This is a genomic window from Nonomuraea sp. NPDC049649 (assembly GCF_040675175.1).
GTDB lineage: Bacteria > Actinomycetota > Actinomycetes > Streptosporangiales > Streptosporangiaceae > Nonomuraea.
The window spans coordinates 1-21320 of record NZ_JBFAOH010000029.1 but is presented as its reverse complement, the minus strand read 5'-3'; the positions used below and the strand labels follow the sequence as shown (position 1 = coordinate 21320).

Here is a 21320-nt window from a genome sequence, read left to right as displayed (position 1 = left end):
TGGTCGCCTCTTCTCGGGGTGGTCCGTCATCACAGTAAACGGATTACTTAGGATTGCCTACCCTGACTTTACGGGCGGCCGGAACATCATACTTAGGTAAGCCTTGCCTAAGTCAGGATGCTCGGTTACGTTTCCCTCGGTTACCGGACCCGCCTCCACAGGAACGGACGGTTCTTCATGCCGACGGGAGTCATATCCGTACGCCCGCTCACCCCTGACAGCGTCTCCGCCCTGCTCACGGCGGCCCGCTCCCTGCTCGACGCCTTCGGTTCGGCCACCCACCCCGGCCTGCTCGCCCGGGTCCCGGACGTGGCCGCCGCCCTGGACGACGATCTCCGGCACGCGTGCCGGCCCGCCGACCTGTTCGTGCTGCGCGGCCTGCCCGTGGACGACGCCGCGCTCGGCCCGACGCCGCTCCACTGGTCGCGCGCCGGTGACGCGGGGAGCCTGTACGACGTCGTACTGCTGCTGATCTCCACCGTGATGGGCACCCCCATCGCCTGGCCGGGGCAGCAGGACGGCCGGTTCGTGCACAACATCGTGCCCTCGCCCGGACACGAGGAGGAGCAGACCGGCGCGGGCAGCAGCGTGCTGCTCAGCCCGCACACCGAGGACGCCTTCCACCCCGGCCGCGCGCAGCTGCTGGTCCTGGGCTGCCTGCGCAACCACGACGCGATCGCCACCACGGCCGCCAGCATCCGGCGCGCCCGGCTCGACCCCGCCGACGTGGAGACGCTCAGCCGCCCGGTGCTGCCCATCCTCCCCGACGACGCCTACGCGGAGGCCCAGGCGTACGGCGGGGCCCCGCCGCCGGTGCCGACCTTATGGCCGGCGCCGGACGGGCCCGCCCTCCGCTTCGACCCCGCCTACACCCCGCTGGAGGAGGCCCCCGAGGAGCATCGCGCGGCCTACCGGCGGCTGGAGGACGAGCTCTCCCGCGTCTCCGTCTCGGTGAGCCTGGCCCCCGGCGAGGTCCTGGTCATCGACAACGACCTCGTCGTGCACGGCCGCGTCCCCTTCCGGGCCCGCTACGACGGCACCGACCGCTGGCTCAAGCGCGCCTCGGTCCGGGCCGGGCACCGCGCCCGGCCGCCGGCCGAACGGTCGGAGCACGGCTACGGCCAGGCCGTCGTCGAGGCGTTCGCGTGACCGGCGACGGGACGCTGCGCGTCCTGAGCACCAGCGACCTGGCCGGCATCGAGATCAGCCCGCCCGACGTGGTGTCGGTCGTGGAGCAGGCCTGCCGCGCCCTCGCCGCGGGCCACTCCGACAACCCGCGCAAGCTCACCGTCAAGCCGGACGACGGTCACTCCGTCGCCTACGCCATGCTCGGCCGCGACGGAGTGCGCCAAGTCGTCGCGGTCAAGACCTCGTACAAGCACGGGCTGCGCGAGGAACGCGACCGGCAGCACTACTACACCACCCTGACCCTCTACGACGACCGGACCGGCCTGCCCGTCGCGATGATGGACTGCGGGCGGATCGGCGCGCTGCGCACGCCCGCCGTCTCCGCGCTGCTCGCCCGCGAGCTCGCCGCCCCGGGCAGCCGCACCGCCCTGGTCGTCGGTACGGGGACGCAGGGGAGGCTGGCTCTGCCGTTCCTGCTGACCACCCTGCCGGGCCTGGAGCGGCTGATGGTGTTCGGCACCCATCCGGACGGCATCCGGGCGGTGTGCGAGCGGGTCGGCGCGGAGGTCGTCACCGACCTGCGGAAGGCGGCCGGGGAGGCCGACATCGTGATCGCCGCGGCCGGGCCCGGCACGCCCGCCGCGGTCGAGGACTCGTGGCTGAAGCCCGGCGCGCTGACGGTGCTGGTCGGGTACGGTGTCGCTCCTTCGACCCTGCACCGGGCGGATCGGGTGGTGGCCACCAGCGCCGCCCAGATGCGGGTCACCGGCACCGACCTGGCCGACCCGGACGGGCGGCTGCGCGACGTGGACGCCGAGCTTCCGGCGGTGCTCGCGGGCCGGGCCGCCGGGCGCACGGATCCCGGGCAGCGGATCTTCGCCTACAACAGCGGGCTGGTGGTCACCGACATCGCGCTCGGCCACCGGTTCGCCCAGCTCGCGCTCGCCCAGGGGCTGGGCACGGCGGTGCCGCTGTGGCGGTGACGCTTCCCGCGCTGCTGGGCGAGGAGCAGCGCGCCCTGCTCGCACCCGAGGGCGCGGCGCTGCTGCACGAGCTGCGCCACGGGCTCGGCGGGCCGTTCCACGTGCTGTTCCCGGAGCGGTTCGACGCCAACGCGGCCGACTTCCTCAAGGTGTTCGCCGGCAGCGCCGTCGACGGGCGGGTTTTCTACGCCAAGAAGGCCAACAAGGCGGCCGTCTTCGCAGAGCGGGCCGCGCTGGGCGGTCTCGGCGTGGACGTGGCCAGCCGGGGCGAGCTGGGCGCGGCGCTGGCCGCCGGAGTGCGCGGCACCGGCCTGGTGGTGACCGGGCCGGCCAAGGACGACGACCTGCTGCGCGCCGCCGTGCTGCACGACGCGCTGATCACCGTGGACGCCCTCGACGAGCTGGACCGCCTGGTCCGCCTCGCCGCCGGGCTCGGCCGTACCGCCCGCATACTGCTAAGACGGTTACCGCCCACACAGAGCGGCCTTGATCACGCGGCGCCAGACGCCGCACAGGCGCAGAGCCGGTTCGGTCTGGACGACGGGGAGCTGGAGGCCGCGCTGCGGAGGTGCGGCGATCCCGCCGTGGAGCTGGAGGGGTTCAGCTTCCATCTGTCCGGCTACGACGTGCGTCAGCGTGCCGACCAGGCGGCGGGGCTGATCCGTCTGTGTCTGCGGGCGCGCGGGCTGGGGCTGCGGGCGGACCGGATCAGCATCGGCGGCGGGTTCGCCGTCGACTACGTGACCGCGCGGGACTGGCGGCGGTTCCACGAGAGCGCCCGGCCCGGACATTTCCACGCGGGCAAGACCTTCTCCGGCTACTACCCGTACCACTCGCCGGTCGCCGGGGCCGACGCGCTGCGCGCGGTCCTGGAGACCACGCCGGTCGGCGAGAGCGTCCCGCTGGAGAGGCTGCTGCGCCGTCACAACATCTCACTGCTGGTGGAGCCCGGACGGGCCCTGCTCGACCAGGCAGGATGCAGCGTCTTCCGCGTCCAGGGCGTCAAGGACCGCGACGGCTACGGGATCCTCACCGTCGACGGCACCAGCCTGAGCCTGTCGGAGCAGTGGTTCGGCAGCGAGTTCCTGCCGGACCCGGTGCTCGTGCCCGGGGCGCGGGAGCCGGTCCCGGGGCCCTACCCGGCCTGTGTGGGCGGCGCCAGCTGCCTGGAGACGGACCTGCTGACCTGGCGCAAGATCCCGTTCCCGGTCCGGCCGGCCGCCGGCGATCTGCTCGTGTACGTGAACACCGCGGGCTACCAGATGGACTCCAACGAGTCGCCCTTCCACGAGCTGCCGCTGCCGCCCAAGGTCGTCGTCGACCGCCTTGACCATGCGCGCCCCCGCTGGCGCCTCGACCGCTGAGGAGGCCTCCCGATGGCCGATCCCCTGCACCGGCCGCCGATCGTCCGCCGCGTCTCCGAGCTGATCGGCGCGACCCCGCTCTTCGAGCTCGCGCGGACCGAGGGCGGTGCGCGGCTGCTGCTCAAGCTGGAGCAGTTCAACCCGACCGGCACCGCGAAGATCCGCATGGCCCGGCAGATGATCCTCGACGCCGAGGAGCGCGGCCTGCTCCGCCCCGGCGGCCGGGTCGTCGAGTCCACGTCCGGCAACACCGGGCTCGGGCTCGCCGTCATCGCGGCCGAACGCGGCTACGCCTTCACGGCCGTGGTCGACCGCCACGCCGCCGCCGACAAGCTGCGCGCCATGACGGCCCTCGGCGCGGAGCTGGTCCACGTCACCCAGGAGGGCGACGAGGAGCTGGCCACCGCCGCCCGCGAGGAGTACGCCGCCAAGCTGGCCGCCGATTCCGACAACGCGTACTTCACCGAGCAGCACAACAACCCGGCGAACGGGCTCGGCTACCACCCGGTCGCCCACGAGCTCGACGCCGCGCTGGACGGCCGGATCGACGTGCTGATCGGCGCCGTCGGCACCGGCGGCGGGCTCTTCGGCACCGGCCGCGAACTGCGCCGCACCGTGCCGGACGTGCGGATCGTCGGCGTCGAGCCCAAGGGCTCCATCGCCTTCGGCCCGCCCGCCCACGACTACTACCAGTCCGGCACCGGCACCCCCGAGGGCGCGGCGATCGGCCTGCTGGTCGACTACGACCTGCTGGACGAGGGGGTCAAGGTCGGCGACGTGGAGGCGTTCGGCACCGCCAGGGCCGTCGCCCGCCGGACCGGGCTGCTGATCGGCGGCTCGGCGGGCGGCGTCGTCTTCGAGGCGCTGCGCCGCTTGCCTCACGCGCCGCCGGGGAGCACTATCGTGGCGCTGGTCAACGACGGCGGGGAGAAGTACCTGGACACCGTCTTCGACGACGCCTGGATGGCCGCCCGTGACCTGCTCGACCTCCACCTGGAAGGAGAGATCGACGAGGTGCTGACCAGGCTCCGCCCGCTGGAGGACCGGCGGGTGCACCACTGATGCCCCGCGCCCTGCCCCGCCTGCTCACCGACGGCCGCGCCCTGGCCACCCTCGCCGTGCCGCTGGCGCTCACCCAGCTCGCGCAGGTCGCCGTGACCACCACCGACACCGTCATGATGGGCCTGCTCGGCACCGAGGCCCTGGCGGCGGGCGGCCTCGCGATGGTGATCTTCAACCAGCTCCGCACCATGGGCGTCGGCCTGGTCACCGCCGTGGGCAACCAGGTCGCCGCCGCGGACGCCCGCGGCGACTCCGGGGAGCTGCGTGATCTCGTACGGGCGAGCCTGCTGCTGGCGACGCTGGCCGGGGCGGCGGGGGCGGTGCTCATGGTCGGCATCGGGCACGCCGTGGCCTGGCTCGGGCAGGATCCGGGCGTGGTCGAGGCGGCGAAGCCGGTGATCTACGCGATGGCGCCGGGGCTGCTGCCCTGCCTCTGGTTCCAGGCGATCCGGCAGTTCACCGTCGGGATGAACCGGCCGCAGGCCCTGCTCCGCATCACGCTGGCCTCGATCGTGGTGAACATCGGGCTCAACTGGGCCTTCATCCACGGCGTCTGGATCTTCCCGGAGCTGGGGCTGCCGGGCATCGGCCTGGCCACCTCGGTGGTCTACACGCTGACGTTCCTGGCGCTGTACGCCTCGGCGCGGCGCGACCCCGGCCTCGCTCCCCTGCTGTCGCTGGCCGTATGGAAGACCCGGCCCGCCACCCTGCGCCGCCTGACCGCGCTCGGCGGGCCGATCGCCGCCACCTACGGCTCCGAAGCCGGGTTCTTCTCGGTCGTCGCGCTCCTCGCCGGCAGTTTCGGCACCGCGGCGCTGGCCGCGCACACCGCCGTCAACCAGCTCGTCTACATCGTCTTCCAGATCGCCGTCGGGCTCTCCCACGCCGCCAGCCTCGGCGTCAGCCGCCAGCTGGCCGTCGGCGACACCCCCGGGGCGCTGCGGCTGCGGAACACGGCGCTGGCCTGGGCCGCCGCGGTGATGGCGGTCGTGGCCGTCGTCTACCTGACCGTGCCCCGGCTCGTGCTCGCCCCGTTCCTGGACGCGGGCGACGGCGACGCCACCGGCATCGCCGTCCATCTGCTGCTCGTCGCCGCCGTCCTGCAGTTCTTCGACTGCACCCAGAACATCGGCGTCGGGCTGCTGCGGGGGCTGGACGACACCAAGGGCGGCTTCCGGCTGACCCTCGTCGGCTACTGGCTGGTCGGCCTGCCCGCCGCCGCGCTGCTCGGCCTCACCGCCGGCCTGGGCACCACCGGCATCTGGCTCGGCCTGCTGATCGGGCTCGCCACCACGGCGGTGCTGCTGATGCGCCGCTTCACCAGGAAGGTGGCCGCGACGGCGGTCGCGGCCCCCGCCTGCTAGCCGCGCGGGCGCTTGCCCAGCTCGTCGGTCCAGCCGGACTCCTCGAAGGTGACCCGCGAGACGTCCTCGCCCTGCTCGGACACCGTGTACTCCAGCAGTTCGGCCGTGTCCTCCGCGACGACCAGCCGGAACCGGTACCCGTCGTCGCTCTTGACCGCCAGGCCGACCCCGGTACGCCCGGCCGCGTCCTCGACCTCGCCCTCGGAGACGATGCCGGGCTGGTCGGCGAGGACCCGGAAAACGGCCGCGCGGGTGCCGGGGGTGGTGGGCGCGGTCATCAGGTCGACCGTGGTCTGCCAGAGGTAGAGGTCGAACTCCTTGTCCGGGTCGGGCAGCTCGGCGAACCGCTTGCGCAGCCGGGCCTCCAGCGCCTTCTTCGACGTGGGCAGGTCGCCGACGTTCCGCATGGTGATGTCCATGTTGGGGATGGACAGCGGGCGCGGCAGGTCGTCGTCCACGCTGCCGGCCTTCTTCTCCACCAGCTTCGGCGAGCCGTGCTCCTTCCAGGTGGCCTCGTCCTGCGGCGTGGGGAACCTGACCTCGCGGTCCCGGGTCTTCACCCGGTGGGTGCCGCCCTGCCGCTTCGGCCGCCAGCGCTCCTCGGTCTCGACCACGTACGCGCGGTACGGCGGCCCGTCCGGGTAGATGCTCTCGCGCAGGTCCGCCAGCTTCTTGTTGTACTTCTCGTTGATCGCCACCAGCTCGTCGTCCTCGGCGCCGGTACGGTCGATCTCCGCCTGCTCCTGCCGCTGGAGCTTCCGCACCCCGGCCCAGAACTCCTCCGGCCAGTGGAAGGTGGGCATGGTCGTACGCTGTCGCACGTACCAGTAGTCGCCCGTGGCGGCGGGTTCGCGCAGGGCGGTCTCCGCGGCGGCGAGCAGGAACGTCCGGGCGTCGATCCGCGCGGCCGGCGACGCCCCCGTGCCGCCGGTCGTGCTCCGCGGAGCGCTCGACGTCTCCGCCGCGACCGGCGGGGCGGTCCCAGTGGGCGTGCCGGACAGCACGCCGGTGGCGACGACCACCGCTCCGGCGGCCGCCGCGGCGACGGCGCCGGTGGCCAGCAGGAACAGGGGACGCCTCGGCGCGGGCCGCCGGGCCCGGGTGCTGCCGAAGGCTCGGGCCAGGTCCTGGCTGCGGCGCCGCCGGTAGCTCGCGTCGGCGAGTTCGTCCAGCTCATCGGGCCTGAGCCGGGCGAACATGCGGTCGGTCATGTCTTCCCCCATGGGTGTCAGCTCTCCTCGGCGAACCGCGTCCGGCGCACCGGCCGTCGCGCGGTCGCCGCTTCGTGGCGCAGCCTGCTGTCGAGGCGCTTGCGCGCCCGGTGCAGCCGGACGTTGAACGTGCGTGCCGAGCAGCCCATGACGGTCGCGGCCTGATCTGGCGTCAGGCCGTACCAGGTGACCAGGATCATCGCCTCCACGTCCTTCTCAGGAAGGGCGCGCAGGGCGGAGATGGCCTGCTCCCGGTCCACCACGTGCTCGGCGACATCCCAGGCGACGTGCTCCCGCTCGCCGGTCAGCGCGGAGATCCGCTCGGCCAGGCTCTGCCGCCGGGCCCGGACCTCACGATGCTTGGCCAGCTTGTTGCGGGCGACGCCGAGCAGCCACGGCAGGACCTGCTCGGGCAGCTCGTCGAGTCGCCGCCAGGCCACCAGGAACGTCTCACTGCACACGTCCTCGGCCACCGCCTGCTCGGCGCGGAGCAGCACGTAGCCCAGCACGTTCCGGTAGTACCGGTCGTACAGCAGGGTGAATCGCTCTTCGGGATCGTCCACACCCAGTAGTCCCGCCTGCCACCTCCGGATTACCGCCGGAGCCGAACTTTCCTGTCTAGCTTGACGGCATCCAGCGCAGGGCGGTGGCGGCCCAGGTGTATCCGGTGCCGGCGGCGAGGAGGAGGACGACGTCGTCGGAGGAGAGCCTGCCCAGGCGGGCGGCGCGGTCGAGGGCGAGGAGCGGGTCCACGCCGCTCATGTGGCCGGTGTCCTCCAGGTAGAGCGCGCGGTCGGCGGGCACGCCCAGCGCGGCGAGCAGCCCTTCGTGCATCGAGCGTTTCATGTGCAGGACACAGAGCTGCGCGACGTCGCCGAGCCCGAACCCGGACCGGCGGAGCGCCCCTTCGGCGACCCGGACGAAATTCGGCAGCGAGACCCGGTCCAGTCCCTCCTTCATCGACACCGGGTCGAACACGTCGAGCAGGTGCCGGCCGTTCTTGACGGTCTCCTCGCTGGCCGGTTCGGCGCTGCCTCCGGCGGGGACCCGGACCTGGTGGGCGAAGGAGCCGTCGGTGACCATCTCGCTCCCCAGCACCTCGGCGACGCCGCCGTCACGGGTGAACAGCGCGGCGGCGGCGCCGTCGCCGAAGTTGAAGGCGAACCGGGAGCGGCTGTTGGTGTAGTCGAGCAGGTACGACTCGCGGCTGGCCGCGACGGCGAGCACCCGCTTCAGGTGCGGCTCGGCCACCATCAGGTCGCGGCAGACCCGGAAGGCCACCGGGGTGCCGCAGGAGACGTAGTCGAGCTCCAGGGCGAACGCCCGGCGGGCGCCGAGCAGGTGGGTGATCCGCGGCGCGGCGTGCCACACCGCGTGGTCCTTCCAGGTCGAGCCGAAGTAGACCACCGCGTCCAGGTCGGCGGGGTCGGTCCCGGTCTCGGCCAGCACCTGCTTGCCCGCCTGCGCCGCCATGTCGGTGACGTGTTCGCCGGGCAGCGCGATGTGCTTGCCGCTCAGCCCGAACCGCTCGACGATCACGTCCTCCGGGATGCCGCTCAGGGCCGAGATCTCGGAGGCGGTCATCTGGCGGCGTGGCAGGTAACTCGCCGTTCCGGCGATCCGCACGGTCACGCTTCTCCTCGGGGTTCGGTACGGCGGATCAGGGAGACGATGCCGCCGGGCAGGAAGATGATCAGAACGACGAAGAGCACGCCGAGCACGAACATCGGCTCGCTGAGCGGCCCGCTGACGGTGGAGCCCAGGTCGCCGAGCCGGTGGCTCAGGTACGTGTAGACGAGGCCGCCGATGACCGCGCCCCACAGCCGGCCGGAGCCGCCGAGCACGACCATGACCAGCAGCCCGAGCGTGAAGGTCGAGTTGGTCACCTCCGCGTGGGCGCCGCCGACGATCAGCGCGTAGACCAGCCCGGCCAGCGTCGCCAGGAACGACGACAGGGTGAAGGCCATCAGTTTGAACGCGTACGAGCGCAGCCCCAGCACGGTGACCCGGGTCTCGTTGTCGCGGATGGCCCGCCACACCCGGCCCGGCCGGGAGGCCAGCGCCCAGCGCACCACCACGACGGTCAGCACCAGCAGCGCCAGCGCCAGCCAGTACCGGTACCGGGCGTTGACCACGCCGACCAGCAGTTCGGGCAGTTGCTCGTACGGCAGAGCCAGGCCGAGCTCGCCGCCGGTCACCCGGAACGGGTCGCGCACCACGAAGATGGCCCCGGCCTGGGCGAAGGCCAGCGTCGCCATCGTGAAGGCGATGCCGCCCACCCGCAGTACGACGGCGCCGAGCAGCAGCGGCACGGCCACCCCGGCCAGCACCACGTAGCCGAGCGCGCCGCCGAGGCCGAGGCCGGTGGTGGTCAGCACCACCGCGGTCGTGTACATGCCGATCGCCACGTACAGCCCGTGCCCGAAGGAGAGCAGGCCGGTGAAGCCGAACAGCAGGTCGTAGGTGACCGCGATGGCCGCCATCACGCACATCAGGGACAGCAGGTGCAGCACGCCCGGGCTGGAGAGCGGCCCGTCGAAGAGCAGCGGGAGCTGCACGTCGAGGAAGGGCAGCGCGGCCACCAGCAGGAGCAGGGCCAGCGTGACCGGCCTGACCCACGGGCGCGGGCCGCCCAGGATGCGCGCCGTGGTCACCGTCCTGGGGCGGGTCATCTGGTCCGTCATGTCGCGACCCTTCCGAGCAGGCCCTGGGGGCGGATGAGGAGGATGGCGGCGAGCATGAGCACCACGATCAGGTCACCGGCGCCCACCAGCCCGTAGAAGTTGGCGTACTGCTGGAGCAGGCCGACCAGGATGGCGGCCAGCGCGGAGCCCCGGAACGAGCCGAGACCGCCGATGATCACCACGATGAACGCGTAGATCAGCAGGTTGATGCCCTGCTCCGGCGAGACCGCGTTGTTGATCGCCCCGGTGAGCGCGCCGGCGAGGGCGGCCAGCGCGCCGCCGATGGCGAAGACCAGGGTGAAGGCCCGCCGCACGTCGATGCCGAGCGCCGTCACCATCGCCCGGTTCTCCACCCCGGCCCGGATGATCAGCCCGTACCGGGTCCTGGCCAGGAAGGCCGACATGGCCAGGTACACGGCCACGGCCACCAGGATCAGCAGGAACCGGTTGTTGGGGATGGGGGCGCCGAGGATCTCGGTCGTCTCGTTCATCCAGGCGGGGGTCGTGAGCGGGTGGGCGTCGGAGCCGTAGATCGACCGGATCAGCGCGGTGATCGCCAGCAGCAGCCCGACGGTCAGCAGCACCTGCGGCACGTGCGACCCGTACAGCCTGCGCAGCAGCGTCGTCTCCATCAGCGCCGCCAGCAGCGTGCAGATGACGAGCGCGGCCAGCACGCCGAGGGTGAAGCTGCCGGTGGCGTCCCCGATGAGCCAGGCCGCGTAGCCGCCCATGGTGAGGAACGCGCCGTGCGCGAAGTTGAGCACGTCCATGAGCCCGTAGATCAGCGACAGGCCGGACGCGACGAGGAAGTAGAGCGCCGCCAGGCCGAGCCCGGTGATCGTCAACAGGATGAAGGTGCTCATGCCGCCGCCTCGCTGCGGCTCAGGTATCGGCGGCCGGTCATCGTGCCACCCCCACTCCGAGGTAGTCGCGTGTTCGCTCGTCGTCGTTGAGCAGCCCGCCCACGTCGCCGGTCCAGACGACGCGGCCCTGGTCCAGGACGACCGCGTCCCGGGCCAGGCGGCGGACCAGGTTGAGGTTCTGCTCGACCAGCACGACGGTGACCAGGGACGCGACCCGCGCGAGCGCGTCGGCGAGCTGGGTCACCAGGTGCGGGGCCAGGCCCTGGCTGGGTTCGTCGATCAGCAGGAGGCGGTTGTCGTTGAGCAGCGCGCGGGCCAGGGCCAGCATCTGCTGCTCGCCGCCGGACATCGTCCCGGCCCGCTGGCGCAGGCGTTCGCGGAGCCGGGGGAAGAGCTCGTACACCAGGTCGTAGTGGTGCGGGCCGCCGGGCCGCTCGGCCAGGCGCAGGTTCTCCTGCACGGTGAGGCCGGCGAAGACGTCCCGGTTCTCCGGCACGTAGCCGACGCCCAGCCGGACCACCTCGTGGGTGTGCAGGCGGGAGATGTCCCTGCCTTCCAGCAGGATCTCGCCCTTCCGCGGGACCAGGCCGAGCAGGCCGCGCAGGGTGGTCGTCTTGCCGACGCCGTTACGGCCGAGCAGCGCGGTGACGCCGCCCGAGCGGACCTCGAACGACACGCCCTGCAGTACGTGCGACTCGCCGAGGTGGACGTCGAGGCTGGAGACCGAGAGGACCGTTTCCGGCGTGCTCACAGGGCCTCCCCGAGGTAGGCGGACTGCACGACCGGGTCGGCCATCACGTTGCCGGGCGTGTCGCAGGCGAGCAGGGTGCCGTGGTGCATGACGGCCATCCGGTCCGCGAGCGCGATGGCGACGTCCATCCGGTGTTCGACCAGCACGATCGTGGTGCCGTGGGCGTCGCGTACCTGCCTGATCACCTCGGTCAGCTCCGGCACGTCCTCGGCGCTCATCCCGGCGGTGGGCTCGTCCAGGATCAGCACGGCGGGCTTGCCGACGATGGCGAGGGCCACCTCCAGCTTGCGTTTGCCGCCGTGGGACAGGGACGCGGCGAGGTCGTCGGCGTGGGCCTCGATGCCGACCGTGCGCAGGGCCTCGCGCGCCTGCTCCACGGCGGGGTCGGTGCGGCGGACGCGCCGCCACAGGGCGAGGCTGCCGCCGAGGTGGGCCTGGGCGGCCAGCCGCACGTTCTCCAGCACGGTGAGCGACGGGAACAGGCTGGTGATCTGGAAGCTCCTGGCCAGGCCGAGCCGGGCGCGGCGGAAGACGGGCTCGCCGGTGATGTCCACGCCTTGCAGGTGGATGCTGCCGCTGGTCGGCCGGCGCAGGCCGGTGAGCATGTTGAACAGGGTCGTCTTGCCGGCGCCGTTGGGGCCCAGCACGGCCAGGATCTCGCCGCGCCGGACCGACAGGGAGACGTCGCTGAGGATCTGGACGCCGCCGATCGCGACGCCGAGCCCCCGGGTTTCGAGGATGGGCCGCCCCTCGGGGGGCGCGGTCCCGGGCCGCGCTCCCCCTGCGGTGTCGGTTCTCATCGCTTGATCGGGTTGGCCGGCGGGGCGACCTGGTCGGGCTGGAGCGTTCCGGTGAGCTGCGGCACGTCGCCGCTGAGTGTGGCCTGGAACATCGGCTGGAGCAGGGCGTGGTCCTCGGCGCGGACGGTCATCTCGCCCTTGGGGCCGACGAACGTCCAGCCTTCGAGCCCGCTGATCATCTTCTCCACGTCGTCGCCCTGCTCGATGGCGTGGACCAGCATCTGGGCGGCGGTGAAGCCGTCGGTGTGGAAGATGTCCGGCTTCTTGCCGAGCGCGTCCGCCAGGGCCTTGGCCGGCTCGTTGTCGGTGGCCTCGGCGAAGTAGTGCGCCAGGAAGTTGATCTTGTCTCCGGCGGGGCCGAACGAGCTGAACGTGGCCCGGTCCGCCAGGCCGGTCACCACCTTGGTGTGCGCGAAGACGTCCTGCTGGGCGAGGGTCTGCCACATGTTGGCGGCGGTGTCGCCCGCCCAGGCGACGAAGAGCAGGTCGGGCGCGGCGTCCACGATCTGCCGGGCGAACGGGGTGAAGTCGGTGGTGTTCAGCGGCACCAGCACCGGGGTGACGGCCGCGCCGCCCGCCTCACCCAGGACCGCCTGCACGGCGGCCACGTTGGCCTGGCCGAACGCGTAGTCCTGGGCGAAGACGACGACCTTCTTGCCCTGCACGCCGTCCACCACCGCCTCGGCCACCCGCACGTCCTGCCAGGTCTGGCGGCCGGAGCGGAAGGTGTAGGGGTTGACGCCGGTGATGTCGTCGGCCGCGGCGGCGCCGTTGATGTAGAGGACCTTGTTCTGCGCGGCCAGCGGGGCGAGCTGCATGGCCACGCCGGAGGAGACCGTCCCCGCCAGGATCTTGTAGCCCTTGCCGATCAGGTCGGTGGCCACGGCGGTGGCCTTGGCCGGGTCGCTGGCGTCGTCGTGGTAGGTCACCTCGACGGCGGTGTCGCCGACCTTGCCGGTGCCGTCGGTGGCGTAGTCGAGACCGGCCTTGAAACCCTCGGTGAACTGCTGGCCGTAGCCGGCGACCAGGCCGCTGGTCGAGGTCACCAGGCCGACCTTCACCGCGGCTCCCTCGGCTCCGCCTCCGGTCGCGCCGCCTCCGCAGGCGGCGAGGCCGAGGACCAGCATGGCGGCTATGGCGATGCCGGATCGCTTCATGGACATCTCCTCTTCAAAGGGGGGGTTAGAGGACGAACTGACGGGCCATGACGAGGGCCTCGCCTTCACACACCACGCGCGTCCCGATCGTCGCCACGGTGCGCAGGTCGACCAGTGCCTTCTCGGGGCGGACGGCGCTGATCGTCACTTCGGCTCGCAGGGCGTCGCCCGGCCTGACCTGGCCGTGGAAGCGCATCTCCTGCTTGAGGTACATGGTTCCGTTGCCCGGCAGATCGGTGCCGAGCAGCGTGGAGAACAGCCCCGCGATCAGGGGTTCGGGCACGGCGTCCCCGGTGGTGTCGCCGCTCAGGTCGCGGTATCCGGCCAGGTCCACCTCGGTGAAGGTCCGGTCGAGGTGCGCCCGGCGCCCGACCGCCCGGTCCCACCAGCTGCCCGGCCCGTCCCGGAACGTTCCCGCCTGCGCGGGCGGGGCCTCCGGCGCGTCCGGCCGCGTCCCGAGGGTGGTGACGGCCTCGCACACGGTGGTGCCGTCGCTCCTGGTCACCGTGATGTCCAGCTCGGTCGCCGACCCGCGCGCGGTGACCGTGACGCGTTCGCCCGCCGGGGTCGGCGCCGGGAACTTCAGGCTCTGGGCGGCCAGCTCCGCCCCGGGATGGTGGCGGCGGACGGCGGTGCGGATCAGGGTGAACAGCAGCATGCCGTGCGCGACCGTGCCGCCGAACCGGGTCGTCGCCGCGTACCCGGGGTCCACGTGGATGGGGTTGTCGTCGCCGCTCAGCGCGGCGAACCGGTCGAAGTCATGCTGGCGTACGGTGAACGTCTCGCTCCAGGTGACGGCCCGGAGCCGGTCCTTGAGCAGTTTCCCGGCGGCGTTGCGCGGCAGGGCCTCGACCACCTCGACGTGCTTGGGCACCTTGTAGCCGGCCAGCCGTTCGCGGCAGAACGCGCGCACCTGCCCGGGCTCGATCACCGCCCCCGGCCTGGGGACCAGGCAGGCCCGGCCCGCTTCGCCCCAGCGCTCGTCCGGCACGCCCACGACGGCGGCCTCCGCCACCGCCGGGTGCTCCAGCAGCACGCGCTCCACCTCGGCCGGGTAGACGTTCTCGCCGCCCGAGATGTACATGTCCTTGACCCGGTCGACGATCGTGTAATAGCCGTCCGCGTCCCGCCGGGCGACGTCGCCCGAGCGCAGCCAGCCGTCCTCGGTGAACGCGGCGGCGGTCAGCTCGGGCTGGTTCCAGTAGCCGGGGGTGATGCCCGGGCCGCGGATCAGCAGCTCGCCCTCGTCCGCGGGCTCGCCGTCCGGGCCTGCCAGCTTCACCTCGGCGAACAGCTGCGGCTTGCCCACCGAGCCCGCCTTGGACAGGGCGTGCGCCTCGTCGATGAGGAACAGGGTGGGCCCGGTCTCGGTCATGCCCATGCCCTGCCGTACCACGATGCCCCGGCCGGCGAGCTCGCGCAGCAGCGGCACCGGCAGGGACGCGCCCCCGGACGCCCAGGACCGCACGCCGGACAGGTCGGCGGCGGCGAAGTCCGGGTGGTCGCGCAGGAGCTGGTACATGGTGGGCACGCCGAAGAACGCGGTGACCCGCTCCGCCAGCAGCCGCAGCGTCAGCGCCGGGTCGAACTCGTGCTGCACGATCGCGGTGCCCCCGGCCAGCAGCGTGGGCAGCGTGTAGAGGTTGATGCCGCCGGTGTGGAAGGTGGGCAGCGCGTTCAGCGTCGTGTCGGCCGAGGTCAGGCCGATGGCGGTGCCGATGTTGAGATGGTTGGCCACGGCCATGCCGTACGTCTGGATGACGCCCTTGGGCCGGCCGGTGGTGCCGGAGGTGTAGAGCAGGTACCACGGATCGTGCTCGTCGTTCCAGTACCGCCCGGTGAGCGGGTCCGCCTCGTCGAGTGCTCGTTCGTACGACTCATCCAGCAGTACGGACTTGGCGTCGAGCCGCTCGGCGGCCTCGGCGCGGGCGGTGTCGGCGAGCAGCACGGCGGCGCCGCAGTCGGCCATGACGCCGGCCAGCTCCGGCACCGACAGCCGCCAGTTCAGCGGCACCAGCAGCGCGCCGATCCGGCCGCAGGCGATCAGCAGCTCGATCACCTCGACCCGGTTGCCGCTCAGCACGGCCACCCGGTCGCCGCGGCGGACGCCGAGCCCGTCGCGCAGGTAGTGAGCCGTCCGGCCGGCCCGATCGGAGGCCGTGGCGTAGTCGAACTCACGCCCGGTGAGGGTGTCGGCCAGCGCGGTCGCGCCGGGGCTCAGCTCGGCACGGGCGCCGAGCATGTCGGGCACTTTCACATCCGCTCCCTTGTGGATCCCATGGCTCGGCTCGCGGCGAGGAACGCGGTCATGCCCTCGCGGGCCTCCGGGGTGGTGATCTGCCGGACGAAGGCCGCGCGTTCGGCGTCGAGGCGGGCGGCGACCGCGTCCAGATCGCCGCGGAGCAGGCGCTTGGTCTCGCGCGTCGCCGACCGGCGCTGACCGGCGACGGTCCGGGCGGTGTCCTGGGCGGCCCGCCGGACGTCCGGGTCGATCCCGGTGGCCAGCCCCCAGGCGAGCGCGGTGGGCGCGTCGATCGCGGTGTTGGTGAACTGCACCGCGGCGGCGCGCGCCGTCCCGATCCGCTCCGGCAGCAGCGCCGTCCAGCCTCCGTCGGGGGTGAAGCCGACCGTGGTGTACCAGGGGGCGACGGTGGCCGCCGGGTGCATCAGCACGAGGTCGGAGGCGAGCAGCAGCCCGAGCGACCCGCCGGTCACCGTGCCCTGGACGGCGGCGACGACCGGGGCCGGCAGCCGCATGAGCGCGAGCATCGTCTCGTGGAGCAGGCCGACCAGCTCGTCCGCGTAGTCGCGGAGCTCGTCGCCGTCGCGTTCGGCGAAGGCGCGCACGTCGCCGCCGGTCGAGAACGAGCGGCCCGCGGCGGCCAGCACCACGGCCCGCGCCTGCGAGACGTCGGCGAGCGCCTCGAGCAGGGCGGTCAGCAGCTCGGGAACGAGGCTGTTGTGCCGCTCCGGACGATTCAGCACGAGCGTCGCGACGGAGCCGTCGTCCTCGATGACCACGGGCGGCGCCATCGCCACCTCCTCAACATGAGACGTGATTCACATACAAGCTAGAGTTGTCCCATGGATCGGGTCAAGGGGCTACATGAGAGATGATTCAGCTAATATGTTGAGACCATGACGGACACCGAGATCCTCACGAGCACGCGAGGCACGCCACTCTCCAAGCGAGGGGAGCGCACACGCAGAAAGCTGCTCGACGCGGCGGAGGAGGTCTTCGCCGCGCTCGGCTACTACGACGCCTCCATCGTGAAGATCACCGAGGCGGCGGGGGTGTCACAGGGCACCTTCTACATCTACTTCGAGGGCAAACAGCAGATCTTCGACGAACTGGTCGCCGACCTCAACCGCCGCGTCCGGCACGCCATGTCCGAAGAGTCCTCCAAAGGCCGCACCCGCGCCGAACGCGAACGGCTCGGCTTCGCCGGCTACTTCCGCTTCACCGCCGAACACCCCGCCCTCTACCGGATCATCCGCCAGGCCGAGTTCGTCTCCCCCGACGCCCTCCACCAGCACTACGCCAAGATCGCCGAAGGCTACGTGGAAGGCCTCCGCCACGCCATGGACACCGGCGAGGTCGTCCGCGCCGACCCCGAGGTGCTGGCCTGGGCCCTGATGGGCGTCGGCGAACTGATCGGCATGCGCTGGATCCTCTGGGACGGCCCGGAGCCCAAGCAGATCCCGGACGACGTCTTCGAGGAGATGTACGCCTTCATCACCCGCGGCCTCGGCACCCCCGCCTCGTAACGAAACCCGCGCAGACCAGATGGAGTGAGTGAACGATCACTCGGCGAATGCGCTGAGCACGCGCCTGTCTCCCTGGAGGCATCGTGGACATCATCGGTGCATGGTCTCGCCGTCTCGCCGAGCGCATCGTCCCCCATGAAGTGGATTTCGCCGCCGACGTCGGTCACGCCTACGCGGCCGGCGGAGAGCGCCGCCGCAACCTCTTCTCCTCGGGACGTCCGAGCGAGGCGGGAGGGTTCGCCCCGGGCGCCGGCATCGGAGAGCTCCCCGCCATCCTCGACGGCCTGCGCGCCATCACCGATGTACTCGCGAGCGGCCTGATCGGCAACGCCCTCGCTGTCTACGCCCTCATCCAGTCCCGCCGTGCGGCCCCCTCCTCCGGATCTCTGGGGCAGGACGAGGAACAACTGCTCGACCGCGCCCTCACCGCGCTGATCGAGCAGCTGAAAGGGCATGGCTACGGCGAGGAGAAGGCCGAGGAGCGGGCCTACCAGGTGCTGGAGGCGATCTTCGACCCCGGCAACTCCACGGAGAACATCCGGGAGTTGCTGTCCGCTCTGGCCGCCACCGCCCCCGCGCTCCCACCGCCTCGGCGACGGCCCTCACCGGGGACGATGCTGCCCCCGTGGCTGTGGTTCTACCTGATCGCGTACCTTCTCGTCGGAATGCCGGGACTGATCCACGACTGGATCCGGCAGGCGGACGCGTACGCGACCCTGATGGCGAACAGCCCCACCGGGGTCGCCCGCAATGCGGGGATCCTGCTCAGCGTCGCGACCATCGCCCAGATCTTCCCAGCCCTGGTCCTGCTCGCGGGCATCCTCAGCGTGCTGCAGCCCCGGCTCAACGGCAGGCGAGCGGAGCGACGGCACGCACTGGTGCCCAGTAAGAACCCGGTGATCCAGGAGATCGCCGCGTTCGTGGCCCAGCACGACCCGTCCATCACCGTGACTTTCAGCGAGCACGGCGACCGGCTGGCGCGCATCTACTCATACGGCTGGACCAAGGCACGCATCGCCGTCTTCCGCCCGCTGACGATCCTGTGGCGCTCCGACCATGAGGCCGCCGAGGCGGTCCTGCTGCACGAAATCGCGCACCGCCGCCAGGGCGACCACCTCATCGTCGGCTTGACCAGCCCTTTCGCCTGGATGATCCGCGTCTGGGGGCCGGTCTTCCTGGCGGTCGCCTTCGTACCGATCACCCTGTACGCGGCGTCGGGCGCGCCGGCCGGACCCGAGCTCACCGCGCAGCTTCTGGTCCATTCCACCGTCCCGCTGAGAGTGCTGATCCTGCCGGTGACGGCGCTGTGGCTGGCCGAACTCAGCGCGGACCGGCTAGCCATCCGGCTGCGCGGCGCGGAAGCACTGAAGCGGGCGCTGACGTGGCAGAGGCGGGAAGCCCCCGCCGGCGTGGTGCGCCGGGCCTCCGGGCTGCTCACTCACCCCCGACCGGCCTGCGCCGCGCCGTAGCAGCCGGGCGCTTCGGCTTGACCGGCCTGGCCTTGGCGTGGCCCGCCGCTCTGATCGCCCGGCTCATGCTGTCGTCGTTCGTCGGCCTGCCGGCGTTCATGCTCATCGGCGACAGCCTCGGTGAGGCCGCCGCCCGGGTCCTGCAGAGCATCGCCTGGGCGCTCGCCGACGACTGGCTCATCCTCACCGGGACGGCGGCGCTGCTGATCGCCTGGCCGTTGCTCATGCGCCGGCGCTCAGCCGACGGTCCCAAGCCCTACCTGATCGCGAGTCTGGTCCCCCTGGCTCTGTTGACCGTCGGCCTGCTCTTCGGCACGTCGACCTGAGCGTCAGACGCGTTCGAGCTTGGCGGCCTTGGCCAGGGTGCGGCCGGCCTCCTCGGCTGCGGCGAGGGCTTCGCGGTGCTGCTGGGCGGCGAGGTCGCGCAGGTTCTCCATGCCGGGGGTGCTGTCGGCGAGGGTGAGTTCGCGCTTGATGACGGTGAGGTCCGCCTGCCAGAGGTCGGCGAGGACGCGCCTGAGGTAGGGGGTGGAGTGGTCCCAGCCCTCGCGGGGCGCGCCGGGGCCGTAGCCGCCGCCGATGGTGGTGATCAGTACGGCGGGCTTCTCCTTGAGCAGCGGGGTGGCGGGGTCGGCGCCGGCGATGGCCAGGTCGACCCAGGTCTTGAAGTGCTGGGAGACGCCGTAGTTGTAGAGGGGGACGGCCACGATCGCGGCGTCGGCGTCGCGGAGTTCGCCTGCCAGTTCGGTGGCCAGGGCCAGGGCGTCGCGCTGCTCCTGCGTACGGTCGCCTTCGGGGGTGTGGCGGGCGGCGGTGGCGAGCGCCCAGGCGTCGGCGGGGAGCGGGTCGGTGCCCAGGTGGCGGCGGGTCACCTCGCCCGCCGGGTGGGCGGATCGCCACTCGGCCTCGACGCGGTCGGCGAGCTCGGCGCTCGCGGAGGTGTCCGGGAAAATGCTGGCGTCAAGCCGGAAAAGGCGCATGAGTCACTCACTTCGGTCGAAGGTAAGCGCTCCCGCAGACGGCGGGGCACGGTCGCGCGCGGGTGCTGCGGACCCCGCGTCTCTCACATGCTAAACGGACTTCACCCCGCTTAGATTCCCCGGGTAGATTGATCGCGTGAACTCGCCCGTCGTACCCCTCGGCAAGCCACGCGGCGAGCGCGCGGACGCGGCGCGCAACCGCGAGCACCTGCTGGCGACCGCCCGCGCCATGATCGCCGAGCACGGGACGCGGAAGGTGACGATGGACGCCCTGGCCGAGCGCGCCGGGCTGGGCAAGGGCACCGTCTTCCGCCGCTTCGGCACCCGGGCCGGCATCTTCCAGGCCCTGCTCGACGAGGAGGAGCACCGTTTCCAGGAGCGGGTGCTGTCGGGGCCGCCCCCGCTGGGCCCCGGCGCCGGCCCGGAGGAGCGCCTGATCGCCTACGGCCGCGCCCGCATCGCCTTCCTCGTGGAGCACCACGCCATCGCGCGGGCCGCGCTGGACCGCGCCCAGCCGATCCCGGTGGGCGAGGTCGCCATGACCCGGCCGCACATCCGCATGCTGATCGGGCAGGCCGGGCTGTCCCTGCCCCACCCGGACACGCTCGCCCTCCAGCTCACCGCCGCGCTGGAAGGGCCGCTGCTGCTCTATCTGTCGATGGACGAGGCCACCGCGCCGCCCGCCGAGGAAACCGGACATCCGCTGGCCGAAAGCTGGCAGGCGCTCGTCGAACGCGTCTTCCAGGCCGGCTGAAATTCACCCGGGGAATGGCGACACAGCGCCATTGACGTTGCCCGTGCTTTCGGCCGGGATATACGCTCGGCGGCGATCTCGAAACGGGGGCGGCAGTGCGCAGAAATCGGATTCGGCTCGCTTTGATCGTCATGATGACCGGGTTCGGCCTAATGTCAGCCGGTATTGCGGCGGCCGTACCGAGACCTCAGGAGCCTTCCGAACTCGCCCGGCTGCTGGGCGCGGACCTCGGCACGGTGATGAGCACGGTGCCGGGCGTCGTCTGCGGCAACCGGCTGGTCAACTACAACTCCCCGATGCCCGATTCGCCGACGAAGTGCGTCAACGGCGCGGAAAACAGCGGCAACTCCACGAACAGCGGGAATTACCACAGCGAAGGCGACCCCATCAACAGCGGTAACTTCTCGAACGTGAACGGTTCCACGGAGAGCAACAACGCGATCGACGGCAGCGGCAACATCGCCAACGGATCCCAGTCTCTGCGCCGGGGAAGGTGACATGCACATCGCCGCTCTCGCCCTGGCGCTGCTCGCGACGGCCACCCCGGCCACTCCGCACGAGCCCGTGACTTTCCACCACGCGGCAGGCCACCACAAGGGCAAGAAGAATTCCCGGAACCGGGGCAACTACTGGAATCAGGGAAAGTCCGTCAACAGCGGCAACTTTTCGAACGTGATCGATTCGTACAAGTCCAATAACGACTACAGCGGCAGCGGGAACAACGCCAACGGCCCGCAACGCCTCACCGTACGGACCAAGAATCGATAGTCGTCAGGGCCGCAGCAGCGCCGCCACGCCGTCGTCGCCCCGCTCGGTGAGGATGTCGGTCGCGCCGAACTCGCGGGCCAGCTCCTGCCGGGGCGCGTGGCGGCTCATCGCGACGATCCCAAGGCCGATGCGTTCTCGACTGGTGAGACGGCCCCACCCCTGGCCCGGGCAGGCGGAAGAGGGCACCCCGCTGGAGAGATGACAAACGCGACCC

22 protein-coding genes and 1 pseudogene are annotated in these 21320 nt (G+C 72.0%); 11 read left to right on the top strand and 12 right to left on the bottom strand.

The window, feature by feature from the left end:
* Positions 1-177: 177 nt before the first annotated feature.
* Genes AB0J42_RS28040 through AB0J42_RS28020 form a run of 5 tightly spaced genes read left to right on the top strand, consistent with a single transcriptional unit; the run spans position 178 to position 5901 of the window.
* The gene (locus AB0J42_RS28040; protein ID WP_364299527.1) at positions 178-1149 is read left to right on the top strand and encodes a TauD/TfdA family dioxygenase; all 972 of its coding nucleotides are present in this window, start codon (positions 178-180) and stop codon (positions 1147-1149) included.
* Positions 1146-2111 carry an ornithine cyclodeaminase family protein gene (locus AB0J42_RS28035; protein ID WP_364299525.1) on the top strand — a complete coding sequence of 322 codons (966 nt, stop codon included), beginning with the start codon at positions 1146-1148 and terminating at the stop codon, positions 2109-2111. Before AB0J42_RS28040 ends, AB0J42_RS28035 begins: the two co-directional genes overlap by 4 nt.
* Entirely contained in the window at positions 2102-3475 is a 1374-nt protein-coding gene (locus AB0J42_RS28030; protein ID WP_364299523.1) for a Y4yA family PLP-dependent enzyme, read from the top strand. The genes AB0J42_RS28035 and AB0J42_RS28030 overlap by 10 nt, the downstream gene beginning before the upstream one ends.
* 12 nt (positions 3476-3487) lie before the next feature.
* Positions 3488-4537, top strand: a complete 1050-nt coding sequence (locus AB0J42_RS28025; RefSeq protein ID WP_364299521.1) for a cysteine synthase family protein — start codon at positions 3488-3490, stop codon at positions 4535-4537.
* On the top strand, positions 4537-5901 hold the full coding sequence (locus AB0J42_RS28020; protein WP_364299519.1) for an MATE family efflux transporter: 1365 nt from the start codon (positions 4537-4539) through the stop codon (positions 5899-5901). The genes AB0J42_RS28025 and AB0J42_RS28020 overlap by 1 nt, the downstream gene beginning before the upstream one ends.
* On the opposite strand, the gene AB0J42_RS28015 is transcribed toward AB0J42_RS28020, so the two are convergent.
* The 10 genes from AB0J42_RS28015 to AB0J42_RS27970 are packed head-to-tail and all read right to left on the bottom strand — an operon-like array spanning position 5898 to position 16400.
* On the bottom strand, positions 5898-7112 hold the full coding sequence (locus tag AB0J42_RS28015; protein WP_364299517.1) for a hypothetical protein: 1215 nt from the start codon (positions 7110-7112) through the stop codon (positions 5898-5900). The genes AB0J42_RS28020 and AB0J42_RS28015 overlap by 4 nt on opposite strands.
* A 17-nt stretch (positions 7113-7129) precedes the next feature.
* On the bottom strand, positions 7130-7675 hold the full coding sequence (locus AB0J42_RS28010; RefSeq protein ID WP_364299515.1) for a sigma-70 family RNA polymerase sigma factor: 546 nt from the start codon (positions 7673-7675) through the stop codon (positions 7130-7132).
* Positions 7676-7730: 55 nt separating this feature from the next.
* The gene (locus AB0J42_RS28005) at positions 7731-8744 is read right to left on the bottom strand and encodes a 3-oxoacyl-ACP synthase (RefSeq protein ID WP_364299513.1); all 1014 of its coding nucleotides are present in this window, start codon (positions 8742-8744) and stop codon (positions 7731-7733) included.
* Entirely contained in the window at positions 8741-9796 is a 1056-nt protein-coding gene (locus AB0J42_RS28000) for a branched-chain amino acid ABC transporter permease (RefSeq protein WP_364299511.1), read from the bottom strand. Before AB0J42_RS28000 ends, AB0J42_RS28005 begins: the two co-directional genes overlap by 4 nt.
* Positions 9793-10659, bottom strand: coding sequence for a branched-chain amino acid ABC transporter permease (locus AB0J42_RS27995; protein WP_364299509.1), 867 nt, complete (start codon positions 10657-10659; stop codon positions 9793-9795). The genes AB0J42_RS28000 and AB0J42_RS27995 overlap by 4 nt, the downstream gene beginning before the upstream one ends.
* A gap of 37 nt (positions 10660-10696) precedes the next feature.
* Positions 10697-11410, bottom strand: a complete 714-nt coding sequence (locus AB0J42_RS27990) for an ABC transporter ATP-binding protein (protein ID WP_364299507.1) — start codon at positions 11408-11410, stop codon at positions 10697-10699.
* Positions 11407-12210 carry an ABC transporter ATP-binding protein gene (locus AB0J42_RS27985; protein ID WP_364299505.1) on the bottom strand — a complete coding sequence of 268 codons (804 nt, stop codon included), beginning with the start codon at positions 12208-12210 and terminating at the stop codon, positions 11407-11409. Before AB0J42_RS27985 ends, AB0J42_RS27990 begins: the two co-directional genes overlap by 4 nt.
* On the bottom strand, positions 12207-13367 hold the full coding sequence (locus tag AB0J42_RS27980; protein ID WP_364299503.1) for a substrate-binding domain-containing protein: 1161 nt from the start codon (positions 13365-13367) through the stop codon (positions 12207-12209). Before AB0J42_RS27980 ends, AB0J42_RS27985 begins: the two co-directional genes overlap by 4 nt.
* 25 nt (positions 13368-13392) lie before the next feature.
* Positions 13393-15624: an AMP-binding protein gene (locus AB0J42_RS27975; protein ID WP_364299501.1), complete on the bottom strand. Its 2232-nt coding sequence runs from the start codon at positions 15622-15624 to the stop codon at positions 13393-13395.
* Complete coding sequence (locus AB0J42_RS27970; RefSeq protein ID WP_364299499.1) at positions 15621-16400, bottom strand: enoyl-CoA hydratase/isomerase family protein; 780 nt, start codon at positions 16398-16400, stop codon at positions 15621-15623. Before AB0J42_RS27970 ends, AB0J42_RS27975 begins: the two co-directional genes overlap by 4 nt.
* Positions 16401-16505: 105 nt before the next feature.
* Between AB0J42_RS27970 and AB0J42_RS27965 the strand changes: the two genes are divergently transcribed.
* The 3 genes from AB0J42_RS27965 (at position 16506) to AB0J42_RS27955 (ending at position 18930) form a co-directional block, all read left to right on the top strand.
* On the top strand, positions 16506-17135 hold the full coding sequence (locus AB0J42_RS27965) for a TetR/AcrR family transcriptional regulator (protein ID WP_364299497.1): 630 nt from the start codon (positions 16506-16508) through the stop codon (positions 17133-17135).
* An 83-nt stretch (positions 17136-17218) separates the two neighbouring features.
* Positions 17219-18604, top strand: coding sequence for a M48 family metalloprotease (locus AB0J42_RS27960; protein ID WP_364299495.1), 1386 nt, complete (start codon positions 17219-17221; stop codon positions 18602-18604).
* A 17-nt stretch (positions 18605-18621) separates the two neighbouring features.
* Complete coding sequence (locus AB0J42_RS27955; RefSeq protein WP_364299493.1) at positions 18622-18930, top strand: hypothetical protein; 309 nt, start codon at positions 18622-18624, stop codon at positions 18928-18930.
* A gap of 3 nt (positions 18931-18933) precedes the next feature.
* On the opposite strand, the gene AB0J42_RS27950 is transcribed toward AB0J42_RS27955, so the two are convergent.
* Positions 18934-19584 (bottom strand): NAD(P)H-dependent oxidoreductase, encoded by a 651-nt coding sequence (locus tag AB0J42_RS27950; protein WP_364299491.1) that lies wholly within the window; start codon positions 19582-19584, stop codon positions 18934-18936.
* Between the two features lie 136 nt (positions 19585-19720).
* On the opposite strand from AB0J42_RS27950, the gene AB0J42_RS27945 reads away from it, so the two are divergent.
* The 3 genes from AB0J42_RS27945 (at position 19721) to AB0J42_RS27935 (ending at position 21106) form a co-directional block, all read left to right on the top strand.
* Entirely contained in the window at positions 19721-20338 is a 618-nt protein-coding gene (locus tag AB0J42_RS27945; RefSeq protein WP_364299489.1) for a helix-turn-helix domain-containing protein, read from the top strand.
* 131 nt (positions 20339-20469) lie between these two features.
* Entirely contained in the window at positions 20470-20835 is a 366-nt protein-coding gene (locus AB0J42_RS27940) for a hypothetical protein (protein ID WP_364299487.1), read from the top strand.
* Between the two features lies 1 nt (position 20836).
* Positions 20837-21106 (top strand): hypothetical protein, encoded by a 270-nt coding sequence (locus AB0J42_RS27935; protein WP_364299485.1) that lies wholly within the window; start codon positions 20837-20839, stop codon positions 21104-21106.
* 15 nt (positions 21107-21121) lie between these two features.
* Here the strand turns inward: AB0J42_RS27935 and AB0J42_RS27930 are convergent.
* Positions 21122-21223 (bottom strand): annotated as a pseudogene (locus AB0J42_RS27930) (IMP dehydrogenase); the annotation flags it as partial.
* Positions 21224-21320: the final 97 nt, after the last annotated feature.

Excerpts from the sequence above, each read along its gene's own strand:
- AB0J42_RS27970 (WP_364299499.1), bottom strand. The coding sequence starts at position 16,400 with ATGGCGCCGCCCGTGGTCATCGAGGACGACGGCTCCGTCGCGACGCTC.
- AB0J42_RS28020 (WP_364299519.1), top strand. The coding sequence starts at position 4,537 with ATGCCCCGCGCCCTGCCCCGCCTGCTCACCGACGGCCGCGCCCTGGCC.
- AB0J42_RS27965 (WP_364299497.1), top strand. The coding sequence starts at position 16,506 with ATGACGGACACCGAGATCCTCACGAGCACGCGAGGCACGCCACTCTCC.
- AB0J42_RS27995 (WP_364299509.1), bottom strand. The coding sequence starts at position 10,659 with ATGAGCACCTTCATCCTGTTGACGATCACCGGGCTCGGCCTGGCGGCG.
- AB0J42_RS28015 (WP_364299517.1), bottom strand. The coding sequence starts at position 7,112 with ATGACCGACCGCATGTTCGCCCGGCTCAGGCCCGATGAGCTGGACGAA.
- AB0J42_RS28025 (WP_364299521.1), top strand. The coding sequence starts at position 3,488 with ATGGCCGATCCCCTGCACCGGCCGCCGATCGTCCGCCGCGTCTCCGAG.
- AB0J42_RS28000 (WP_364299511.1), bottom strand. The coding sequence starts at position 9,796 with ATGACGGACCAGATGACCCGCCCCAGGACGGTGACCACGGCGCGCATC.
- AB0J42_RS27935 (WP_364299485.1), top strand. The coding sequence starts at position 20,837 with ATGCACATCGCCGCTCTCGCCCTGGCGCTGCTCGCGACGGCCACCCCG.
- AB0J42_RS27950 (WP_364299491.1), bottom strand. The coding sequence starts at position 19,584 with ATGCGCCTTTTCCGGCTTGACGCCAGCATTTTCCCGGACACCTCCGCG.
- AB0J42_RS27985 (WP_364299505.1), bottom strand. The coding sequence starts at position 12,210 with ATGAGAACCGACACCGCAGGGGGAGCGCGGCCCGGGACCGCGCCCCCC.
- AB0J42_RS27940 (WP_364299487.1), top strand. The coding sequence starts at position 20,470 with ATGATGACCGGGTTCGGCCTAATGTCAGCCGGTATTGCGGCGGCCGTA.
- AB0J42_RS27980 (WP_364299503.1), bottom strand. The coding sequence starts at position 13,367 with ATGAAGCGATCCGGCATCGCCATAGCCGCCATGCTGGTCCTCGGCCTC.
- AB0J42_RS28040 (WP_364299527.1), top strand. The coding sequence starts at position 178 with ATGCCGACGGGAGTCATATCCGTACGCCCGCTCACCCCTGACAGCGTC.